This is a genomic window from Arthrobacter sp., from assembly GCF_031988865.1.
In the GTDB taxonomy this organism is placed as follows: domain Bacteria; phylum Actinomycetota; class Actinomycetes; order Actinomycetales; family Micrococcaceae; genus Arthrobacter_B.
Genome location: NZ_DALZXY010000002.1, coordinates 30,359 through 48,320, shown reverse-complemented (window position 1 = coordinate 48,320; position 17,962 = coordinate 30,359). Strand labels below are relative to the sequence as shown.

The following is a 17,962-nucleotide window of genomic DNA, read 5'->3' as shown; positions in this document are numbered from 1 at the left end:
CCGCGCCTGTCAGGCTCGCATCGGAAATCCCCGTGCCTTGTGCCGCAGCACAACCGCCCCGGGTACAAGGGCGAGGGAAGCAAGAAGTCCGAACAACATTGGCGGGCTGCCGACGCCGGCGAACCCGGTGTGCGCGAACACGCCCGCGAAGAGCACTGCCATAAAACCCAGGGAAGCAGCCATCAGGTTGGCCCACCGCGGCGGCCATCCGTCCGACGCCCCGCCGCGTTCCGCTGCTGAGAGCAGCTGCCAGGCTGCAAACAACGCCACCTCGAAACCGCCGATGGCAACCACGATTACCGTCACGTACGGGGCTGCAAGGTATGCCACTTCCGGGTAGTCAGCGGCGAAGCCGGCCGCGGCCCCCGGAACGAGCACCAGCTGAGCCAGCAGGGCTGCGAGGGCAAGCGCGGCGAGGACACAGCGGAGAGGTAGGGTTTCCTGCCTGGTCATACCGGCATCATCGACGTGCCTCGGGTATCTGTCAACCAGGCATCAGCCAGCTGAGCGGCGGCCCCTCAGGAGACAGCTGGAAGGGAAGCCCGCATAGCCGCAAGAAGTGCCTCGACCTGCCCCTGGTAGACGGCGAAGTTGTCCTTGAGCCGGAGATCGTCCCGGTGCTCCCACAAGTAGGGGAATTCCGCGGGATTAGTGGGCATATACTCCTGCGTCCAAAAGCTCCCCGGAGTGACGCCTGCTTCGTCCGCGGCGGCCAGCATCGCGGCGTTCCGCCCGCTCAGCGCAAGCACGAGGTTCGAGTACATCTGGTACTTAAAAACTGCTTCCTGTCCGCGCCAGCCTGCCTGGTGAATGGCTTCGAGGATGGCGTCAACCACTCGGATCTCGTTTGGGCCCAGGGTGACACGGTAAAAGGTGTGCATGGCGGCGGCGGAGTGCTGCTCGAACGCGCGCCAGGCCCGGTATGCCAAATCCCGCAGCGAATCCTGCCAGGAGTCTGACGGCTGGTAGCCGTCGATGGCAATCCGGATGAGCTCATCCGCCACGGCGGTCAAGATGTCGCCCCGGCTGGAGAAATGGCGGTAGACCGCCGTCGGTGAGGCCCCAAGTTCCTTGCCCAGCCGCGCGAACGTCAGTCCATTGACCTGCCCCCCGTCCAGGACCCGCAGTGCGGCCTCAACGATGACTTCCCGTGTGAGAGTCCCCCGGCTCAGTCTGGCGGGCGGTTTCCTCTGCGGCGCAGGCAACCGTTCGACCCCCTTCATCATGCGAGAACTCCTCCGGCCTTATCTGCCCCAAACCTACCAGCTGCCCTGAACGCGGCCCCGGGTCTTGGAACAACGTTTTAGTGAATGCTATTGACTAAGCCATTCACTTTTCACCATAGTACTCATATGACACAGATCACACCCCATCCGGCCGAGTCCGGACACCCTTCTGTCCCTGCACTGCTGCACCGTTTTCGGATCGTCGCCGAAGTCGCTCCGGACATCCTCATCGACGCAGCAGGCGGCGGCGAGCTTGATTTCATCCCGATTACCGGCGGGCCGGGATCCGGAGACATACGCGGGGAAATCATCCCCGGCGGTGGCGACTGGTGCCTGTTGAAGTCGCCGGGAAGCTACCGGGTCGAGGCCCGCTACGGGATCCGCACGGAGTCGGGTTCCTACATTGACGTCTACAACGTCGGCATCCTGACCCGTCCCCATGAGGGAGCCGACACTCCGGGGCGTACCCAGGAGTACTTCGTAACGACACCGGTCTTCCGGACTACAGACCCGACCCTCGCCTGGCTCACGCAGTCCGTATTCATCGGTCATGCCGCCGCCGGAAGCGGCGCGACCACCATCGATGTCTTCGAGGTCTTGGCTCCCGCGCTCTCTGTCTAGCCCGGTACAGCCAGCCAGCCGCTACCCGTTCACCACCACCAGCAAAGGACCACCATGAACCGTTCGCTGTATCCAGCCGGAGCCCTCATTGCAGCGGCCGGCCTCCTACTCACCGGCTGTACCACCGCCGGCCCCTCTCCGGCCGCCTCCGGTGCCGCTGACGGAGCAACGTCACAGCCTGCAGGCACCGTGCGGACCACCCTCGACCTGCCTGCGACGTTCGACCCGGTCCGGGGAGTGTCCCTCCCGGACTATCTGACCGCCCGGATGAGCTATGACACCCTGCTGCGGAAGGACGACGGCAATGAGCTGGTGGGAGGGCTGGCCGAGACCTGGGAAACCACCCCCAACGGCGCTGTGTTCACCCTCCGGGATGGCCCCACCTGCTCGGACGGCACACCCATCACCCCGGAGATCGTCAAAAATTCTCTCGAATACCTTGCCGCGCCCGAGACCGCCTCGGTGTCAGGGCCCCTGATCTTCGGCGTAGCAGCTCCTCCGGTCATTACCGCCGACGACGCCGCGGGGACCGTGAAGATCGAACTGGCCGAGCCGTGGCCGGACATGCTGCCCGGACTGGCCATGGCCGCGTCCGGAATTATCTGCCCGGCAGGCCTGGCAGATCCTGAGGCACTCGCCGCGGGAACCGCCGCGGGATCCGAGTCAGGGCCCTACCTCCTCTCCGGCAAGGAACACGGCGTGCGCTACACCTACTCCCTCCGCGAGGACTACGACTCCTGGCCGGACTACGCGGCCCCGCTGCCGGGGCAGTCTCCCGCAACCATTGTCTACAACGTCATTGCGGACAAAAACGCCACCGCCAACCAGCTCCTGGCCGGACAGCTGGACACAGGATTCGTGAACGCCAACAGCGTTCCGCGATTCGAGGGCAACGACAAGTTCACCGTAGCCAATGAGGCCTTTTCGGACTTCTTCGTCCTGTTCAACCAACGTGAGGGCAGCCCGTTCACCGATCCAGCCAAGCGACAGGCCGTCGCCCAGGTCCTCGACCGCGCAGCTTTCGAAAACATCACCTCAAACGGCATGGGCCAGGTGAGCACCCAGCTCGTAGCCAACGGGACGAAGTGCGCATCCCCGGAAGACTCTCCTGTGCTGGAGCTTGACCCGTCCGCTGCCAAGACGGTCCTCAACGGGGTCAAGATCCGCATGGTGGGTGCCCAGATCGTTGGGCCGCAGGGCTCGGGCAACGTCTACGTCCAGGAGCAGCTGCGGGCTGCCGGCGCGGACGTCACCCTGGACAACCTCGACGTCGGTGGTTGGATCGGCACGGTTTACGGTGAACCCACTGGCTGGGACCTCACCGTGTACGCCGACCTCAACTTCATGGGAACGATGTCCAACCCGATGAACTCGATGAGCGGCGCACCCATGGAAGACGGGGGCGGAAATATCGCGGCCATCAACAACCCGGAGGCCGAGGAGGCCCTCGCCGCGTACCGCGCGGGCGGAGATGAAGCAGCCCAGTGCGCCTCCCTGCAGCAGGCCATGGATTCTGTGATCACCAATGCCGATGCCATCCCCTTGTCCAACGATCCCCGGATCATGATCTCCTCGGATGGGTTCGCCGTCGTTTCGCTCGGCGGAACCCTGGACGATCAGCACTACCGGGTCCTCAAGTAACCAAAGGCTGTGGCGCCCGCCGGCGGGCGCCACAGCGTCTTTCACACCTAGGAGCACACCGATGGACCCTTTTGATTCCGCCACAAGCCTGGCTGCCGCGATCCGCAGCCGCACCCTCAGCCCCGTGGAGGTCGTCGACACTTACCTGGCGCGTATTGACGACGTCAATCCACTGATCAACGCCGTCGTCTGGCGCAACGACGAGGAGGTCCGCGCCGCCGCACGGAAGGCCGAACGCCAGGTCCTGGCCGGCGAGGAACTGGGTCCCTTCCACGGGGTACCGATTCCGATCAAGGACCTCTCCGACGTTGCCGGGCAGCCCAACACCCATTCCTCGCTCGCCATAGGCGACACTCCCCGGACCACCAGCAGCCTCAGCGTCCAAAAACTCCAGGAGGCAGGGTTCCTGCTGATGGGACGCACCAACTCCCCGGAACTCGGACCCCTGACAGTCGCGGAGAACGCCCGTCATGGAAATACCCGGAATCCGTGGAATCCGGACTACACGCCGGGGGGATCCAGCGGAGGAGCCGCCGCTGCCGTCGCCGCCGGCATGGCCCCAATCGCCCATGCGTCCGACGGCGGAGGATCCATCCGGGTCCCCTCCTCTGCATGCGGCCTGGTCGGCCTGAAACCCAGCCGAGGGCGGGTTCCCCAGGAAGTATCCGGCTGGGAGCACTCGACAGTTGAAGGAGCCATCACCCGCACGGTCGCGGACGCGGCGGGAATCCTTGATGCGATGAGCGCCCAGGACCGTCTTGCCTGGTACTCGGCACCCGCGCCCGCTCGGCCCTTTGCCTCCGAAGTCGGAGCCGATCCGGGACGGCTGCGAATCGGCATGCTGCTTCAGGCGCCGACCGGGCTGCCGGTCGATCCGGCCTGTGCAGAAGCTGCACACATGCTCGGCACCGCCCTGGAAGCCGCGGGGCACGAGGTGTTCGAAGCAGCACCTGTTCTCTTCTCCAGGGAGGCCATTGATGCCTTCCAGATCATCATCAGCGCCTCGGTCTGGGCAACCCCGTTCGACGACGCCTCAAAGGTCGACCCGTACATTTCCCACCGGATTGCACAGGCTGAGGGATTCCACGCCGGACTCTATGCAAGAGCCGCAGCCCTCCTCCAGCTTGAGTCCCGCCGGGTGGTGGCCCAATGGGGCAAGGACTACGACGTCCTTTTGACCCCGACGATGGCGACCACGACTCCGCGGGTGGGCGTAGTGCTGGATGAAGCGAACAACGATCCCAGCGGACCCAGGCTCACGGAGCTGCGCATGATCTCCTTCACCTCCTTCTGCAACATGGCCGGGCTACCCGCCGTCAGCCTTCCGGTCCACACGGACCGGAACGGACTGCCGGTCGGGGCCCAACTGGTTGGCGCGCCCTTCGACGAAGCCCGGCTGATCGCCCTGGCCGCGCAGGCCGAGGAGCACTTCCGCTGGCAGGACCGCCGGGCACCCGCATTGAATGGGGCTGTGCGGTGACCGTGAATCCGAGCACCCTCACCGGCCCAAACACGCCGGGCGGGCCGGGCTTCGGCGTCCTGCCCGGTCCCGCAGGGCGCGTGCGCCGGCGCCGATGGTCCTCAAACGCCTGGCTGAACTTCGCCATCCGTCGAAGCGGCGGCCTGCTGCTGTCACTGTTCGTACTTGTGGTCCTGACCTTCCTGATGGTGCCGCTGATTCCCGGGGACCCCGCGCGCGCCATCGCGGGAACGGACGCCTCTGCGGAAACTCTGGCCCTCCTGCGGGAGCGGATGGGACTGGATAAACCGCTGCCGGTGCAGTTCCTGGACTATTTGACGGGGCTGTTCCAGTTTGATCTGGGCACAAGTTTCCGGTTCAACGAGGCGGTGTCCGTTATCGTCGCCACGAAGCTGCCCTACACGGCGCAACTGGCGCTGATGGCCATCACTGTGGTCCTTCTCGTCGCGGTTCCCGCCGGCATGGCCGTTGGTGTCCTCACCCGGGGCGGCAGGCGCCGTTGGCTGGACATGGGGTTCGGCAATGTCGCCGGCTTTTTCGCCTCACTGCCGGGCTACGTAACGGCCACCCTGCTGGTGGTCCTCTTCGCCATCATGATTCCGATCTTCCCCGCGGGAGGAGCGGACTCACTCGGCGCTCTCGTCCTGCCTACTCTTGCCCTCGCACTGGGCCCGACCTGTGCCGTGGCCAGAGTCGTGAGGCAGGAAACCGCAACCGTCCTGGAACAGGACTACATGCGCACTGCCCGGGGACGGCGGATACCCCCGCTCAGGCTCTACCTGCGCCATGCCCTGCCCAACCTGCTGACCAGCACGCTGACAATCACCGGCCTGATCCTGGCGAGTCTGCTGGGCGGGGCGATCATCATCGAAACGGTCTTCAACTACCCCGGGCTCGGAAGCGAAATCATCCAGGCAATCATCTACCGCGATTATCCGGTCATCCAAGGCATCATTCTGGTCGTCGGATTGATCGCCACACTGCTGAACCTGCTCGTGGACGTTGTCCTCGGCATCATCGATCCCCGCACGCTCGGAGCGAACTCCAATGGCTGAAACACCCAACACACCCCGCCGGTTTCGCTGGAGCGCCGGGCTGGTCCTTGGCCTGGTACTTATGGGCGCCCTGGTGATAACCGGACTCCTGGCCCCTCTCTTCCTGACCGGCGCAGCGGAGACGCTGAGCGCGGATTCCCGGCAGGGCCCCAGCGCCGAGCATCTGTTGGGAACCGACGACTTCGGCCGCGATATCCTCGCCCGTGCCCTCGTGGCGACCCGGCTGACCCTGGTCATGTCCATCTCCGCCACAGCTATCTCCGTGCTGGGCGGACTCACGGTTGGCTCCGCGGTCTGGCTGGCCCCCCGGCGGATCCGCGAGCTCTCCCTGCGCCTGATCGAGGCGGCCGTCGCCTACCCGTCCCTTATCTTTGCCCTGATCATCGCGGCGATTCTTGGCCCGGGAAGCACAACGGCGGTCATCGCCATCGGACTGGCCGGCATCCCGAGCTTTGCCCGGCTAACGGCGAACCTGGCGGCTTCCGTGTCCCACCGTAATTTTGTGGGGACCGCCCGTCTGCTGGGAGTCCCAACGCCGCTGCTGGTCACCCGCCACATCCTGCCAAACATGGCCGAACCAATCCTGGTCGTGGCGACCTCGAGCTTTGCCCTCTCGCTCCTGGAGATCTCCTCGCTGTCCTTTGTAGGGCTTGGTGTGCAGAGTCCGGAGTTCGACTTTGGCCGTCTCCTCAACGAGGGACTCGTCTCAATCTACTCACAGCCCCTCCAGGTGATCGCGCCGTCCATCATGCTGGTCATTGCCGGACTGGCGGCCATGCTCATCGGTGACGGGCTGGCGTCCGCGGCGGACCCCCGCGGCGGCCGGCGCTTTGCTCCGGCGCGTCGGGCAGCCACCCGCCCGGCCTCCGTCGAAGCGAACTCCGCCGCACTTTTGGAAGTGGACAACCTCACCGTGAGGGCACCGAACGGACGCACACTTGTGAACGGTGTGTCCTTGTGTATCCAGCCCGGTCAGGTCGTCGGACTCGTTGGCGAATCCGGTTCCGGTAAATCTATGACCGCCATGGCCGTCGCCGGACTTCTGGCAGAGGGTGTGTCAGCAACCGCCCACACCCTCCGCCTTGATGCCCTGGACCTTTTGGGGCACAACGATCCCAAAGTTCTGGCAGAAAATATCGGACTCGTCTACCAGGATCCAGGCACCACGTTTAATCCGGCCCTGCGCATGGGCCCGCAGCTGACGGAAGTCCAGCGGACCCACCTCGGACGCAACCGGCGAACCGCAGACCGGGAGATGGTCGACGCCCTCGACCAGATGTCCATCCGGGATTCTGCGCTGCGTATGACCCAGCACCCGCACCAGCTCTCCGGCGGTATGCTGCAGCGGGCCATGATCGCGTCCTCGACCATCGCGGAACCGAGACTGCTCATTGCCGACGAACCAACCACCGCCCTGGACGTCACCGTCCAGGCGGAGGTCCTTCGGAAAATCCGTCAGGTGAACCGTAAACAAGGGACGGCCGTCCTCTTCATTTCGCATGACATCGGCGTAGTCCAGGAACTCTGCGACGAGGTGCTCGTGATGCACGGCGGGCAGATCCTTGAACGCCTCACCGGGCGCCAGCTCAAGGAGGGCCAGGCCAAGCACCCCTACACGCAGGCGCTGCTGTCCGCGACCCCCAGCATGACTGAAAAGCGCGAAACCCTCACCGGCTCGCGTTGGACCCCGCCCGCCCCGTCCGATTCGGACGGAGCCCGGCTATGAAGGGAAGCACAAGCATGGACAGCCCCACGCCTCTCCAGGGACACGCCCCGCCGATTACTGCGCCCGACGTCGTGACCGCACCCCTGCTCGATGTCCACGGCCTGACGGTCGAGCTCGGTTCCGGTGCGATGCGTGTGCGCATCCTGAACGAAGTTAGCCTGCGGGTCCATCCCGGCCAAACGGTCGGGCTGGTTGGCGAATCGGGTTCCGGAAAGTCGACGTTCGCCAACACACTGGTGGGTGACATCAAACCGTCCGCCGGCTCAGTCCGCTTCAACGGAATGGATACTACGGGGCTAAGGGGCGCCCAGCTGTGCGAGCTCCGCCGAAAGGTGCAGTTGATCCCGCAGGATCCCTACTCCTCCCTGAACCCGCGCCGAACCATCGGACAGACACTGGCCGAGGCCATCGATCCCCGGCGCGGCACTCCCAGGCGCCATGCCGCAGCAATCACCGGGTGGCTGGAGCGGGTCTCGCTTCCGCCGGAGTCCGCCCAGCGGTATCCGCATGAGTTTTCCGGTGGACAGCGGCAGCGCATCGCCCGGGCGCTGGCGGTGGAACCGGACCTCGTTATCGCAGACGAAATCACGTCGGCGCTGGACCTGACCACCCAGGCGGACATCCTTAACCTCCTGGGAGAGCTGCGGAGCGACCTTGGGCTGACAATGCTCTTCATCTCCCACAATCTCTCCGTCGTCCGCCACGTCAGCGACGAGGTGGCAGTGCTCTATCACGGTGACCTAGTCGAATTCGGCGGGATCGAGCAGGTCTACTCTGCACCGGAGCATCCCTACACCCGGCGTCTGCTGGAATCAGTGCCGGGCGGCCCTGGATTCAACATAGACGGCGATACCGGTCAGTCCCCCACCGGCGGCCACGGCTGAGCCGGAGCATAAATACGGCGTAAGGGACCGTCAGGATTCCGTGGCTTCCTCCGAAGGGAATGCATCGGTCTGCAGTTCCGGCCCGGTATAGCGGTACAGCCGCGGTGGCCGGTGGCGGCCGCCCTGGAGGAAGGAATCCGTCCGCTCGATGTCCTGTGTGCTCTGCAGCTGCCGGCGGAAGTTAGCCGGGTCCAGTTCCCGGCCCAGGACGGCTTCGTAAACCTCGCGGACCTGCGCCAGCGTGAAGGTGGGGCCCAGGAAAGCATAGGCAATGGAGCCGTACTCCATCTTGTTGCGCAGCCGCCACAGGGCGTAGTCAATGATCTGGTTGTGATCGAAGGCGAGCTCTCCGACAGCGTCTGCCGGGAACCAGCCGACGTTTTCATCCTGGCGTGCCAGGGCTGCTTCGTCCGGCTGCACCAGCGCCCAGTACACAATGGAGACCACCCGTGGAGAGGGCGAACGGTCCGGGCCGCCGAATGCATACAGCTGTTCGAGATACCGCGGTGACAGCCCGGTGGTTTCCCTCAGGTTCCGGGCTGCAGCGTCCTGGAGGGATTCGCTGGGCCGCAGCGGCCCGCCGGGCAGGGCCCACAGCTCCCGGTAGGGCTGGCGGATCCGCCGGACAAGGGGCAGCCACAGGCTGAGCCGCCCGGTCTCCGGATCCGTGCGCAGCGCGAAGATCACAGTGGAAATGGCCAGCGACGGCGGCTCCTGCTCCCGCTCGGAGACATTTGCGTACTTCGGACTCATCCCCGCAGGCCCTTCCTAGAACATCAGTAACAGTTGGCGCGAATCCAGCTCAACGTTACGCGCTTTGCCCGGGTCCGGCTGGAGCCTCGGCTCCGGCCGCCGCGTGCAGCAGCGGAAGCATACGCCCCTCGAAATGGGTGTTGAGCACAATCACGGACGAGGAACGCAGGACCGTTCCGGTGGCGACCATGGAGTCAATGACACGCTGCAGGTCAGAGTTGGAACGGGCCGCCACTCGGGCAATCAGGTCACTCTCGCCAGAGACCGTGTGCGCCTCCTGGATCTCCGGGATTTCGGACAGCGCTGCGACGACGGCGTCGTGCCCCTGATCCTGCCGGATGGTGAGTGAACAGTAGGCGATGACGTCATACCCGAGCGCAGCCGGATCAACCCGCGGCCCCCACCCGGCGATCACACCGCTGCGCTGCATCCGGTCCAGCCGAGCCTGCACCGTTGCCCGGGCAACTTTCAGCTTGCGTGATGCCTCAAGCACCGACATGCGGGGGTCGTCGGTAAAAAGGGAGACGATCCTGGCATCGAGCTGATCCGTCGCCATGGCAACCTTTCTGTGGCTTTCTGTGGGAGCGCAACCGGTGGCCCAGGACATCGACCCTGGGCTGGAGGGCTCAGCCGCGCTGACCCTCATCCGGAACTCTATCCGCATGCATACCACACTGCTCAGCACGCCACGGCAGAAGCCCCCGCTGGAAAACTCCAGCGGGGGCTTCTGCCGTACTCATAATTTTTGGCGGGAATAAACAGTAAAAAGGTCACGGCGGGAAACACTGCCGCGGCGCATAAAACCGCCTCCGGTTGTGTAAAACCATAAAAACAGGGAAAAACAGCAACATTTATTTTCGCGGTGTTTTAGTTTTCCGCAATAATTTCTGCGCTGAACCCCTCCCCAGCCCGCTTGACCTGCCTACTGCCCCCGGGCCTGGCTACTGCCCCTTACGCTTCCTCGGCAGAGCCTCGGTGTCGGCGGCTGACTTGGCCCGCTTGTCGGCCCGCTTCTCCTTGATCGACCTGCCGGGTTTTTTGGCGTCGGATCCTTGCGGCGATTTTCCAGACATTTACACTCCTGTGTCACTCAACCAGTGGATACTTTCAGACCATACCGGGAAATAAAATAAATGCCAGTCCGCACCTGCGAATTAACTTCCGTGACCCCTGAATCCGGCGCCTGCCGCGGCGCGGCGCCGGCCACCTGCAGGATTGCGCCCGGCTGGCGCGGTGGCCGGCGCGATCGACTTTCGACCACAACCCGATGTCTGACGACCAATTCCCACATCCACCTATCAATTTGTTTAGGTAGTTCCGGTAATCAGGATGCAAGATGCACAGTGTGCGCACCTATACCGTCCTAGATTGCCAAGTTGACGTGATTGCGGTTACTTTTCAGCACATGGATCTAGATACCAAGAGCACTCCGGAGCTCACTCACGAGGAACTGCGCCGGCTCTTTTCGCTGGTATGCGCCACACGGGAACTGGACCTGGCCGCCGTCGCCTGGCAGCGCCAGGGCATCATCCCCGGTTACGCTCCGGAGCTGGGGCAGGAAGCGGCCCAGGTGGGCAGCGCCTTTGCGATGGACCCGGCCAGGGACTTCCTGTTCCCGACCTACCGGGAAATGGGCGTCGCACTGGCCCTGGGCGTGGACATGGTGGAATACATGTCCACTCACAAGGCCAGCTGGCACGGCGGGCTTTACGACCCGGTCCAGACGCGGCTGGCGCCCATCCAGGCCGTTGTGGGCGGTTCGGTGCTGCACGCCGTCGGCTGGGCGCACGGAGCCCGGCTCTCTGCCGAGCCCGGAGCGGACCTGCCGGTAGCGATCACCTACTTCGGTGACGGCGCCAGCTCGCAGGGCGATATCCACGAGGCCATGAACTTCGCCGGGGTGCTGAAGGCTCCGGTGATCTTCTTCGTACAGAACAACGGATGGGCGATTTCGCTGCCCACCGAAGAGCAGGTTGCCGGCGGCACTGTGGCGGCCCGTGCCGCCGGATACGGAATGGCATCGGTGACCGTGGACGGCAACGATGCCGCCGCCGTCGTCCGCGCCACCCGCAGTGCGCTGGGCCATGCCCGCGCCGGCAGGGGCCCGGTACTGATTGAAGCCATGACTTACCGCCGCGGTCCCCACTCCACCAGTGATGATCCCGGCCGCTACCGGACCCTGGACGATGAGCGCCGCGATGCCGGCACCGATCCGGTCTCGCGGCTTGCCGAACTCGTCCTGGCAACCGGAGCAGGTACCCAGGAGTTCCTGGACGCTGCTGCGGCCGAAGCCAAGGCGCACACCGAGACCGTCCGCGAAGGCGTCCAGGCCCTCGGGTCCCGGCCGGGGACGGAAATGTTCGATTTCGTCTTCGCAGAACCCACTGACGCATTGAAGGCCCAGGCACGCGCCTGGCGGGAGGAATCCGAGCATGTCTAGCCAACTGACCGAAGGAGCCCGGCTCATGGACGGAGCAAGTCCCGCCCCTGAGTCCGCTGCCGTCGAAACAATTTCCATGCAGGCGGCGCTGAACCGCGCCCTGGCCGAGATCCTGGCCGAGGATCCAAAAGCCGTGGTGCTCGGGGAGGACGTCGGCAGGCTCGGCGGCGTCTTCCGCATCACCGACGGTCTCCAGAAGCGCTTCGGCGCTGATCGGGTCTTCGACACCCCACTGGCGGAGTCCGGGATCCTGGGCATGTCCGTGGGACTGGCGATGGCCGGCTTCCACCCCATTCCCGAAGTCCAGTTCGATGGCTTCGCCTACCCTGCCGTCAACCAGATCATCACGCAGCTCGCCCGCATGAACTATCGCAGCCGCGGCACCATGCCGATGCCGGTGACCCTGCGCGTGCCCAGCTTCGGCGGCATCCGTGCACCCGAACACCACGGCGAGTCACTCGAAGCGCTGTTCGCGCATGTTCCGGGTCTGAAGGTCGTCTCGCCGTCGAGCCCGCACGAGGCCTACCACCTGCTGAAATATTCTGCGGCGGCCCAGGATCCGGTGATCTTCATGGAACCGAAGTCCCGCTACTGGCAGAAGGACGCCGTGGACTTCGCGGATCCCGGATCCCCGTTGGGTTCCAAGGTGGTCCGCCCCGGAAAGCACCTGACCCTCGTCGCCTGGGGCGCAATGGTGGCCCGCTGCCTGCAGGTGGCCGAGCTTGCCGCTGAGGACGGCATCGAAATCGAAGTCCTGGACCTGCGCTGGCTCAAGCCGATCGACGCCGAAGGACTGGCGGCTTCCGTGGCCCGGACCAGGCGTGCCGTGGTGGTGCACGAAGCCCCGCTGACCGCAGGACTGGGAGCGGAAGTGGCAGCCCTCATCACCGAACGCTGCTTCGACACCCTGCGCGCTCCGGTGGAACGCATCACCGGATTCGACGTACCGTATCCCTCAGGTGACCTCGAAGACGAATATATCCCGAACATTGACCGCATCCTCTTTGGGATCCAGCGAGTATTGGAGTACCGGCGTGGCTGAAATTTCCTTTCCCCTTCCCGACCTCGGCGAAGGCCTGATCGAAGCGACCGTCCTGGAGTGGCTGGTGGCCCCCGGCGACCAGGTGGAACGCAACCAGCCGCTGGTTGAGGTGGAAACGTCCAAGTCCGCCGTCGAGCTCCCCTCACCGCAGGCAGGCATCGTGGCCCGCATCTACGGCGAGCCGGGCGAAAAGATCAACGTCGGTGAACCGCTGGTGGTGTTCGAGGTTCCGGATAACACTGCCGGGATCGTGGGCACCGTTCCCGAGGAAGCTCCGGCACGCCGCCGGGTCCGGCTGTCCGCAGTCCTGGACGAGGACTAATGGCGGCGGAAACCCTCAACGGAACCGATCCGGCACTGCACCTCGAGGTCTTCGAACCTGCCCGGGGTGCGGATGCCGGACTGCGTCCAGTACTGCTGTTGCACGGCTTTGCCTCTTCGGCTGAAATGAACTGGCAGTCCACCGGCTGGATCGCTGCGCTCACCGAAGCGGGCCGGAAGGTTCTCGCCGTCGACCTTCCCGGCCACGGCCGCAGCCCTGCCCCCGCAGCACAAGAGCTCTACCTGCCCAGCCGGATCCGGTCCGGGCTGATGCGGCTGCTTACCTCGGCAGGCGTCCGCCCGCTCGAGGAGGGCGATGAGTCCTCCGGCGTAGATGTTGTTGGCTACTCGCTGGGCTCCCGCCTGGCTTGGGAGCTCGGGGCCGACACACCCGGTTACGTACACAGGATGGTCCTGGGCGGCCCGGGTGCCGGGGACCCGCTGGCAGACTTCGACCTTGCCGGCGCGCGCGCCTCACTAGCCGGGGGCGCCCCGCTTCCCGATCCGGTCAGCGCGGACCTGCTGCGGATGGCGACGCTGGTCCCGTCAAATGACCTTGAGGCGCTGTTCACGCTGATCGAGGCCATCAAGTCAGAGCCCTTCCGCCCCGAGGACGCCGTTCCGGCCATGCCGCTGCTGCTTGTTGCCGGGGACAAGGACGGGCTGGCAGCGACCGCACCGCGGCTGGCTGAGCTGAGCGGGCGCGCGGATCTGCTCCTGCTGCCGGGCCGCAGCCACGCCAACGCCGTGACCTCGCGGGCCTTCAAATCGGCCGCGCTCTCGTTCCTGGATCCCGGTCCGACTACCCCGGCGTGAGGCACGCCCTGTCAAGACTTGGTCACGAAAGCCTTTAAAGCGGGCTGCGTGGGTGTTGGGGCAGGTAAGATCAAATTTGTCAGTACACTTTAATTATTAGTAAGTGTGCTTTCATTTCGTCTCTTCCCCGTCATCGTCATTTTTGCTGCAGTTTTATGCAGTTCAACTCCCAAGTAAGGACGCCTGTGGAACTACTCCTGGGGCAGCGCTACCGCACCGCCGAGCTCATAGGAGCTGGCGGCGCCGCTTCCGTGCACCGGGCTACAGACGAGAACCTCGGACGCGAAGTTGCCGTAAAGCTGTTTCGGCCCACCGTCCAGGAGGACGACGACTACCGCCGGCAGCACACCGAGACACTGCTGCTGGCAACGCTGAACCACCCGGGGCTTGTCACCCTCCTCGACGCCGGCCTGCACCACGACGATGACGGCCACGTCTTGAACTACCTCGTGATGGAACTGGTTGACGGTCCGGATCTGCGCCGCACCCTCAAGTCCGGTCCGCTGCCGGCGGTGTCGGTAGCATCGCTCGGCGCCGATCTGGCCGATGCCCTGGCTTATGTGCACACCATGGGCGTCATCCACCGGGACGTCAAGCCGGCCAACATCCTGCTGTATCCGCAGGAACACGATTCCCGCCTCTACCCGAAACTCACGGACTTCGGCATCGCCCGCCTCGTGGAGGCCACCGTGGCAACGGCTCACGGGGCCACCATCGGCACGGCGAATTACCTGAGTCCGGAGCAGGCCCAGGGCGGCACTGTTCAGCCCTCCACCGACATCTACTCCCTTGGCCTCGTACTCCTCGAATCACTGACCGGAGAGAAAGCCTTCCCCGGTCCGATAGTGGAAGCGGCAGTTGCCCGCCTGCTCCGGGATCCCGAGATCCCCAGCTCCCTCGGGGAGGACTGGGTCGAGCTGCTGCGTGCTATGACAGCGCGTCTTCCCGACGTTCGCCCGACTGCCCAGGAAGCGGCCGCTGCGCTGCGCCAGCTGGCAGTGGAGCCGGACATGGTGCTGCCTGTCGGCGGCGCGGCCGGCCCGGAGGAAGAGGAAGTCACCACGGGCGGGGTCACCACCGGAAACATCTACATTCCGCTGCCGCCCGACCACGCTCCCAGCCTGGGCTAGGCACACTCAGGAGCCACTGTCCCCGGCGGCGTCCGTATCTTCCTCGGGTTCAAAATTTGAGGCTTCGTCGGCGCTGGCCGCTGCCACGCCGTCGGCTGTCTTGGGAATGGTCCCCTCAGGCCCGGTTCCGTCCGGGTTTTCTTCCTGGTTCTGCTCTTTCGGGTTCTTCTTGCCTGAATCAGCCATGACGCTCTCCTTTGGCGGGTGCCGCTTGGGGTGTCCGGCCGCGCTGCCTGCCGTGGCCGCTGACTTCCGATACTAGGCCACCATGCCCTCACTCGACAGGGACCCGGCCTCCTCCGCCGAGGCGGGGAAGCCGGATCCCTGAGCTGCTCCGAACCGTCTTTCCGGGTGGTTAGGAAGCGTTCATTCCACCGATCGGCGGCATGCCCCCGTCACCCGCTGCGACGGCGTGGGGAACCGATGTCCGCGGATCAGCCGGAACGGTATTGGCCGTGCCCTTGTTCTTTTTCGCGATCTGGATCTGCTCATATACGTGGTTGCGCAGTTCCACGAAGCGCGGCAGCGAACGTGTGGTGAGCTGGTCCCGCTTCTCGGGCAGATCAATGACGATGTCCTCCTGGACCACGGTCGGCGAGCTGGAAAGCACCACCACCCGCTCCCCCAGATAGACGGACTCGTCAATATCGTGCGTAACGAACAGGATCGTCACACCCAGCTTCTCCCAGACATCACGGACCAGATCCTCCAGGTCCGCCCGGGTCTGGGCGTCGACGGCGGCGAACGGCTCGTCCATCAGCAGCACCTTGGGCTGGTACGCGACAGCCCGGGCGATAGCCACACGCTGCTGCATACCGCCGGAGAGCTGCCACGGGTAGCTGGTGGGCACGTGGGCCAGGCCAACCGCCTCCAGCGCGTCGTCCACCAGCTTGTTCCGCTCGGCCTTGGCGATTCCGGCGTTCTTCAACGGGAGTTCGACGTTGCCCCGCACGGTCATCCAGGGGAAGAGGCTTCGCCCGTACTCCTGGAAAACCACCGCCATGTCCTTGGGCGGCTCGGTGACCTTTTTACCCGCCAGGACGACTTCGCCCGACGTCGGTGCCATCAGGCCGGCGATGATCTTCAGCAGCGTCGTTTTGCCACTGCCGGAGGGGCCTACGAGGCAGACCAGTTCCCCAGGCCGCAGGTCGAAGGTCAGGTTGCGGACTGCTTCGATTTCTCCAGCGTCGACCTTGTAGATCTTCTGGATGCCCCGGACCGAAAGCAGCGGCTGGTCCTGGCCGTCCGTGGGGTTACTCTGCATGTTCTACCTCTCTCAAACCGTGGTACCAGCCGAGAATGCGGCGTTCGGCCCACTGGAACATAAATGACATGGCCACACCGATCAGGCCGAGGACCACGATGCCGCTCCACATCTCTGGAATGGCGAAGGAGCGCTGGAACTGGACGATCGTAAAGCCGAGGCCCTCCGAGGATGCAAACATCTCCGAAATCACCATGAGGATCAGTCCGATGGACAGGCACTGCCTGATCCCGGCCATGATCTGCGGGCTGGCGCTGGGGAGCACCAGGAAGCGCATCCGGGCGAACCCGCTGATCCGGAAGGTCCGGGCGGTATCGCTGAGGACGCCGTCGACGGCGCGGACGCCCTCGATGGTGTTCAGCAGTACCGGCCAGATGCAGCCTGAAACGATGACCGCAATCTTCATCTGGTCGTTAACGCCGATCAGCAGCATCAGGACCGGAATCAGCACCGGCGGCGGAATGGCCCGGAAGAACTCCAGGACCGGTTCCAGCAGGCTGCGCAGCCAGCGGGTGGTGCCGACCAGGATGCCCAGGACAGTGCCCAGGACGATTGCCAGCAGGATGCCGATCACGAGCCGGGTAAGGCTTGGCAGCACATCCCCGACCAGGCGCTCCCCTGTCCAGACGGTCACCAGTTTGTCCACCAGCATGCCGGGCTTGGGGACGAAGAAGTTGGTGCTTCCCTGGGTGCCGATCCACCAGATGAAGATCAGCAGAACGGGCAGTGCGACTAGGTAGCCGGCTTTCTTGAGCGTATTCATACCACGACCTCCCCGCGGACCGAGCTGTGCCAGGACAGGGTCCGGCGTTCGACGAAGCGCATGCCCATGTTGATGAGAATGCCAAGGACACCGGTGGTCAGGACGAGTGCGTACATCTGTGCAATTGCACCGCCGGACTGGGCGTTGGCAATTTCCTTACCCAGGCCGGGCGAACCAATGATCAGGCTGGCTGTGATGGCGAGGATCAGGGCCACTGCCGCAGCCAGGCGGATGCCTGTCATCAGGTACGGAAGCGTAGTGGGCCACACGACGTACCGGATGCGTGCCAGCGGGCCGAGGCCGAAGCTCTTGGCCGTGTTGCTGGCGACGGGATCGACGTCGGCCACCCCGTACAGGACCTGGATCAGGACCTGCCAGAAGGACGCGTAGATGACCAGCAGGAGGGTCGATTCGAGCTTGAGGCCGAAGAGGAGCACGGCCAGCGGAATCAGTGCAACCGAGGGAATCGGCCGTAGGAACTCGATGGTGGAGTTCGTCGCCTTCCGCAGGAAGTCGCTCGAACCGATCACCAGCCCCAGCACGATGGCTGCGACCGTGGCGATGAGCAGGCCCAGGAACCAGCCCGTCATCGTGTCGAGGACGGCGGTCCAGAAGGCGCCCAGTCCGAGGTTGCTGGCGAAGACGCCCAGCACCTCACTCGCTGGAGGTAGGAAGCGGGGGTTGACCACGCCCAGCCGGGGGATGAGTTCCCAGGTCAGCAGGAAGCCGAGGATTCCCGCCAAACCCAGCAACGGCCCCGTGGGGAGGCGTTTGGAGGTATTCATATGGTCTCGTTCTGT

At 64.8% G+C, this 17,962-nt stretch carries 19 protein-coding genes; 11 read left to right on the top strand and 8 right to left on the bottom strand.

The window, feature by feature from the left end; translation table 11 throughout:
* Positions 1 to 9 precede the first annotated feature (9 nt).
* Positions 10 to 453, bottom strand: coding sequence for a DUF2975 domain-containing protein (locus RTN46_RS00750; RefSeq protein ID WP_312178515.1), 444 nt, complete (start codon positions 451 to 453; stop codon positions 10 to 12).
* Between the two features lie 65 nt (positions 454 to 518).
* Positions 519 to 1,226 carry a TetR/AcrR family transcriptional regulator gene (locus RTN46_RS00745; protein WP_312178514.1) on the bottom strand — a complete coding sequence of 236 codons (708 nt, stop codon included), beginning with the start codon at positions 1,224 to 1,226 and terminating at the stop codon, positions 519 to 521.
* 126 nt (positions 1,227 to 1,352) lie between these two features.
* On the opposite strand from RTN46_RS00745, the gene RTN46_RS00740 reads away from it, so the two are divergent.
* The 6 genes from RTN46_RS00740 to RTN46_RS00715 all read left to right on the top strand — a co-directional run bounded on the left by RTN46_RS00740 (position 1,353) and on the right by RTN46_RS00715 (position 8,633).
* Positions 1,353 to 1,847 (top strand): DUF3237 domain-containing protein, encoded by a 495-nt coding sequence (locus RTN46_RS00740; protein ID WP_312178513.1) that lies wholly within the window; start codon positions 1,353 to 1,355, stop codon positions 1,845 to 1,847.
* A gap of 54 nt (positions 1,848 to 1,901) precedes the next feature.
* Positions 1,902 to 3,488, top strand: a complete 1,587-nt coding sequence (locus RTN46_RS00735) for an ABC transporter substrate-binding protein (protein WP_312178512.1) — start codon at positions 1,902 to 1,904, stop codon at positions 3,486 to 3,488.
* 61 nt (positions 3,489 to 3,549) lie between these two features.
* Positions 3,550 to 4,968, top strand: a complete 1,419-nt coding sequence (locus tag RTN46_RS00730; RefSeq protein ID WP_312178511.1) for an amidase — start codon at positions 3,550 to 3,552, stop codon at positions 4,966 to 4,968.
* Positions 4,965 to 6,023: an ABC transporter permease gene (locus RTN46_RS00725; RefSeq protein ID WP_312178510.1), complete on the top strand. Its 1,059-nt coding sequence runs from the start codon at positions 4,965 to 4,967 to the stop codon at positions 6,021 to 6,023. Before RTN46_RS00730 ends, RTN46_RS00725 begins: the two co-directional genes overlap by 4 nt.
* Positions 6,016 to 7,749: a dipeptide/oligopeptide/nickel ABC transporter permease/ATP-binding protein gene (locus RTN46_RS00720; protein ID WP_312178509.1), complete on the top strand. Its 1,734-nt coding sequence runs from the start codon at positions 6,016 to 6,018 to the stop codon at positions 7,747 to 7,749. Before RTN46_RS00725 ends, RTN46_RS00720 begins: the two co-directional genes overlap by 8 nt.
* Complete coding sequence (locus tag RTN46_RS00715; protein ID WP_312178508.1) at positions 7,746 to 8,633, top strand: ABC transporter ATP-binding protein; 888 nt, start codon at positions 7,746 to 7,748, stop codon at positions 8,631 to 8,633. Before RTN46_RS00720 ends, RTN46_RS00715 begins: the two co-directional genes overlap by 4 nt.
* A gap of 30 nt (positions 8,634 to 8,663) precedes the next feature.
* Here RTN46_RS00715 and RTN46_RS00710 read toward each other — a convergent pair whose 3' ends face one another.
* Complete coding sequence (locus RTN46_RS00710) at positions 8,664 to 9,386, bottom strand: NrtR DNA-binding winged helix domain-containing protein (RefSeq protein ID WP_312178507.1); 723 nt, start codon at positions 9,384 to 9,386, stop codon at positions 8,664 to 8,666.
* Between the two features lie 55 nt (positions 9,387 to 9,441).
* Entirely contained in the window at positions 9,442 to 9,942 is a 501-nt protein-coding gene (locus RTN46_RS00705; RefSeq protein WP_312178506.1) for an Lrp/AsnC family transcriptional regulator, read from the bottom strand.
* A gap of 849 nt (positions 9,943 to 10,791) precedes the next feature.
* Here RTN46_RS00705 and RTN46_RS00700 point away from each other — a divergent pair.
* The 5 genes from RTN46_RS00700 (at position 10,792) to RTN46_RS00680 (ending at position 15,135) form a co-directional block, all read left to right on the top strand.
* Positions 10,792 to 11,826: a thiamine pyrophosphate-dependent enzyme gene (locus RTN46_RS00700; RefSeq protein ID WP_312178505.1), complete on the top strand. Its 1,035-nt coding sequence runs from the start codon at positions 10,792 to 10,794 to the stop codon at positions 11,824 to 11,826.
* Positions 11,827 to 11,851: 25 nt separating this feature from the next.
* Positions 11,852 to 12,868: an alpha-ketoacid dehydrogenase subunit beta gene (locus RTN46_RS00695; RefSeq protein WP_312178548.1), complete on the top strand. Its 1,017-nt coding sequence runs from the start codon at positions 11,852 to 11,854 to the stop codon at positions 12,866 to 12,868.
* Positions 12,861 to 13,190, top strand: coding sequence for a biotin/lipoyl-containing protein (locus tag RTN46_RS00690; RefSeq protein WP_066295408.1), 330 nt, complete (start codon positions 12,861 to 12,863; stop codon positions 13,188 to 13,190). Before RTN46_RS00695 ends, RTN46_RS00690 begins: the two co-directional genes overlap by 8 nt.
* Complete coding sequence (locus RTN46_RS00685) at positions 13,190 to 14,005, top strand: alpha/beta fold hydrolase (protein ID WP_312178504.1); 816 nt, start codon at positions 13,190 to 13,192, stop codon at positions 14,003 to 14,005. The genes RTN46_RS00690 and RTN46_RS00685 overlap by 1 nt, the downstream gene beginning before the upstream one ends.
* A gap of 185 nt (positions 14,006 to 14,190) precedes the next feature.
* Entirely contained in the window at positions 14,191 to 15,135 is a 945-nt protein-coding gene (locus RTN46_RS00680; protein ID WP_312178503.1) for a serine/threonine-protein kinase, read from the top strand.
* A gap of 6 nt (positions 15,136 to 15,141) precedes the next feature.
* Here the strand turns inward: RTN46_RS00680 and RTN46_RS00675 are convergent, their stop codons facing one another.
* From RTN46_RS00675 to RTN46_RS00660, 4 genes are all read right to left on the bottom strand, one after another.
* Positions 15,142 to 15,321: a hypothetical protein gene (locus tag RTN46_RS00675; RefSeq protein WP_312178502.1), complete on the bottom strand. Its 180-nt coding sequence runs from the start codon at positions 15,319 to 15,321 to the stop codon at positions 15,142 to 15,144.
* 169 nt (positions 15,322 to 15,490) lie between these two features.
* Positions 15,491 to 16,399: an ABC transporter ATP-binding protein gene (locus RTN46_RS00670; protein WP_312178501.1), complete on the bottom strand. Its 909-nt coding sequence runs from the start codon at positions 16,397 to 16,399 to the stop codon at positions 15,491 to 15,493.
* Complete coding sequence (locus RTN46_RS00665) at positions 16,389 to 17,162, bottom strand: ABC transporter permease (protein ID WP_312178500.1); 774 nt, start codon at positions 17,160 to 17,162, stop codon at positions 16,389 to 16,391. Before RTN46_RS00665 ends, RTN46_RS00670 begins: the two co-directional genes overlap by 11 nt.
* On the bottom strand, positions 17,159 to 17,947 hold the full coding sequence (locus RTN46_RS00660) for an ABC transporter permease (protein WP_312178499.1): 789 nt from the start codon (positions 17,945 to 17,947) through the stop codon (positions 17,159 to 17,161). The genes RTN46_RS00665 and RTN46_RS00660 overlap by 4 nt, the downstream gene beginning before the upstream one ends.
* Positions 17,948 to 17,962: the final 15 nt, after the last annotated feature.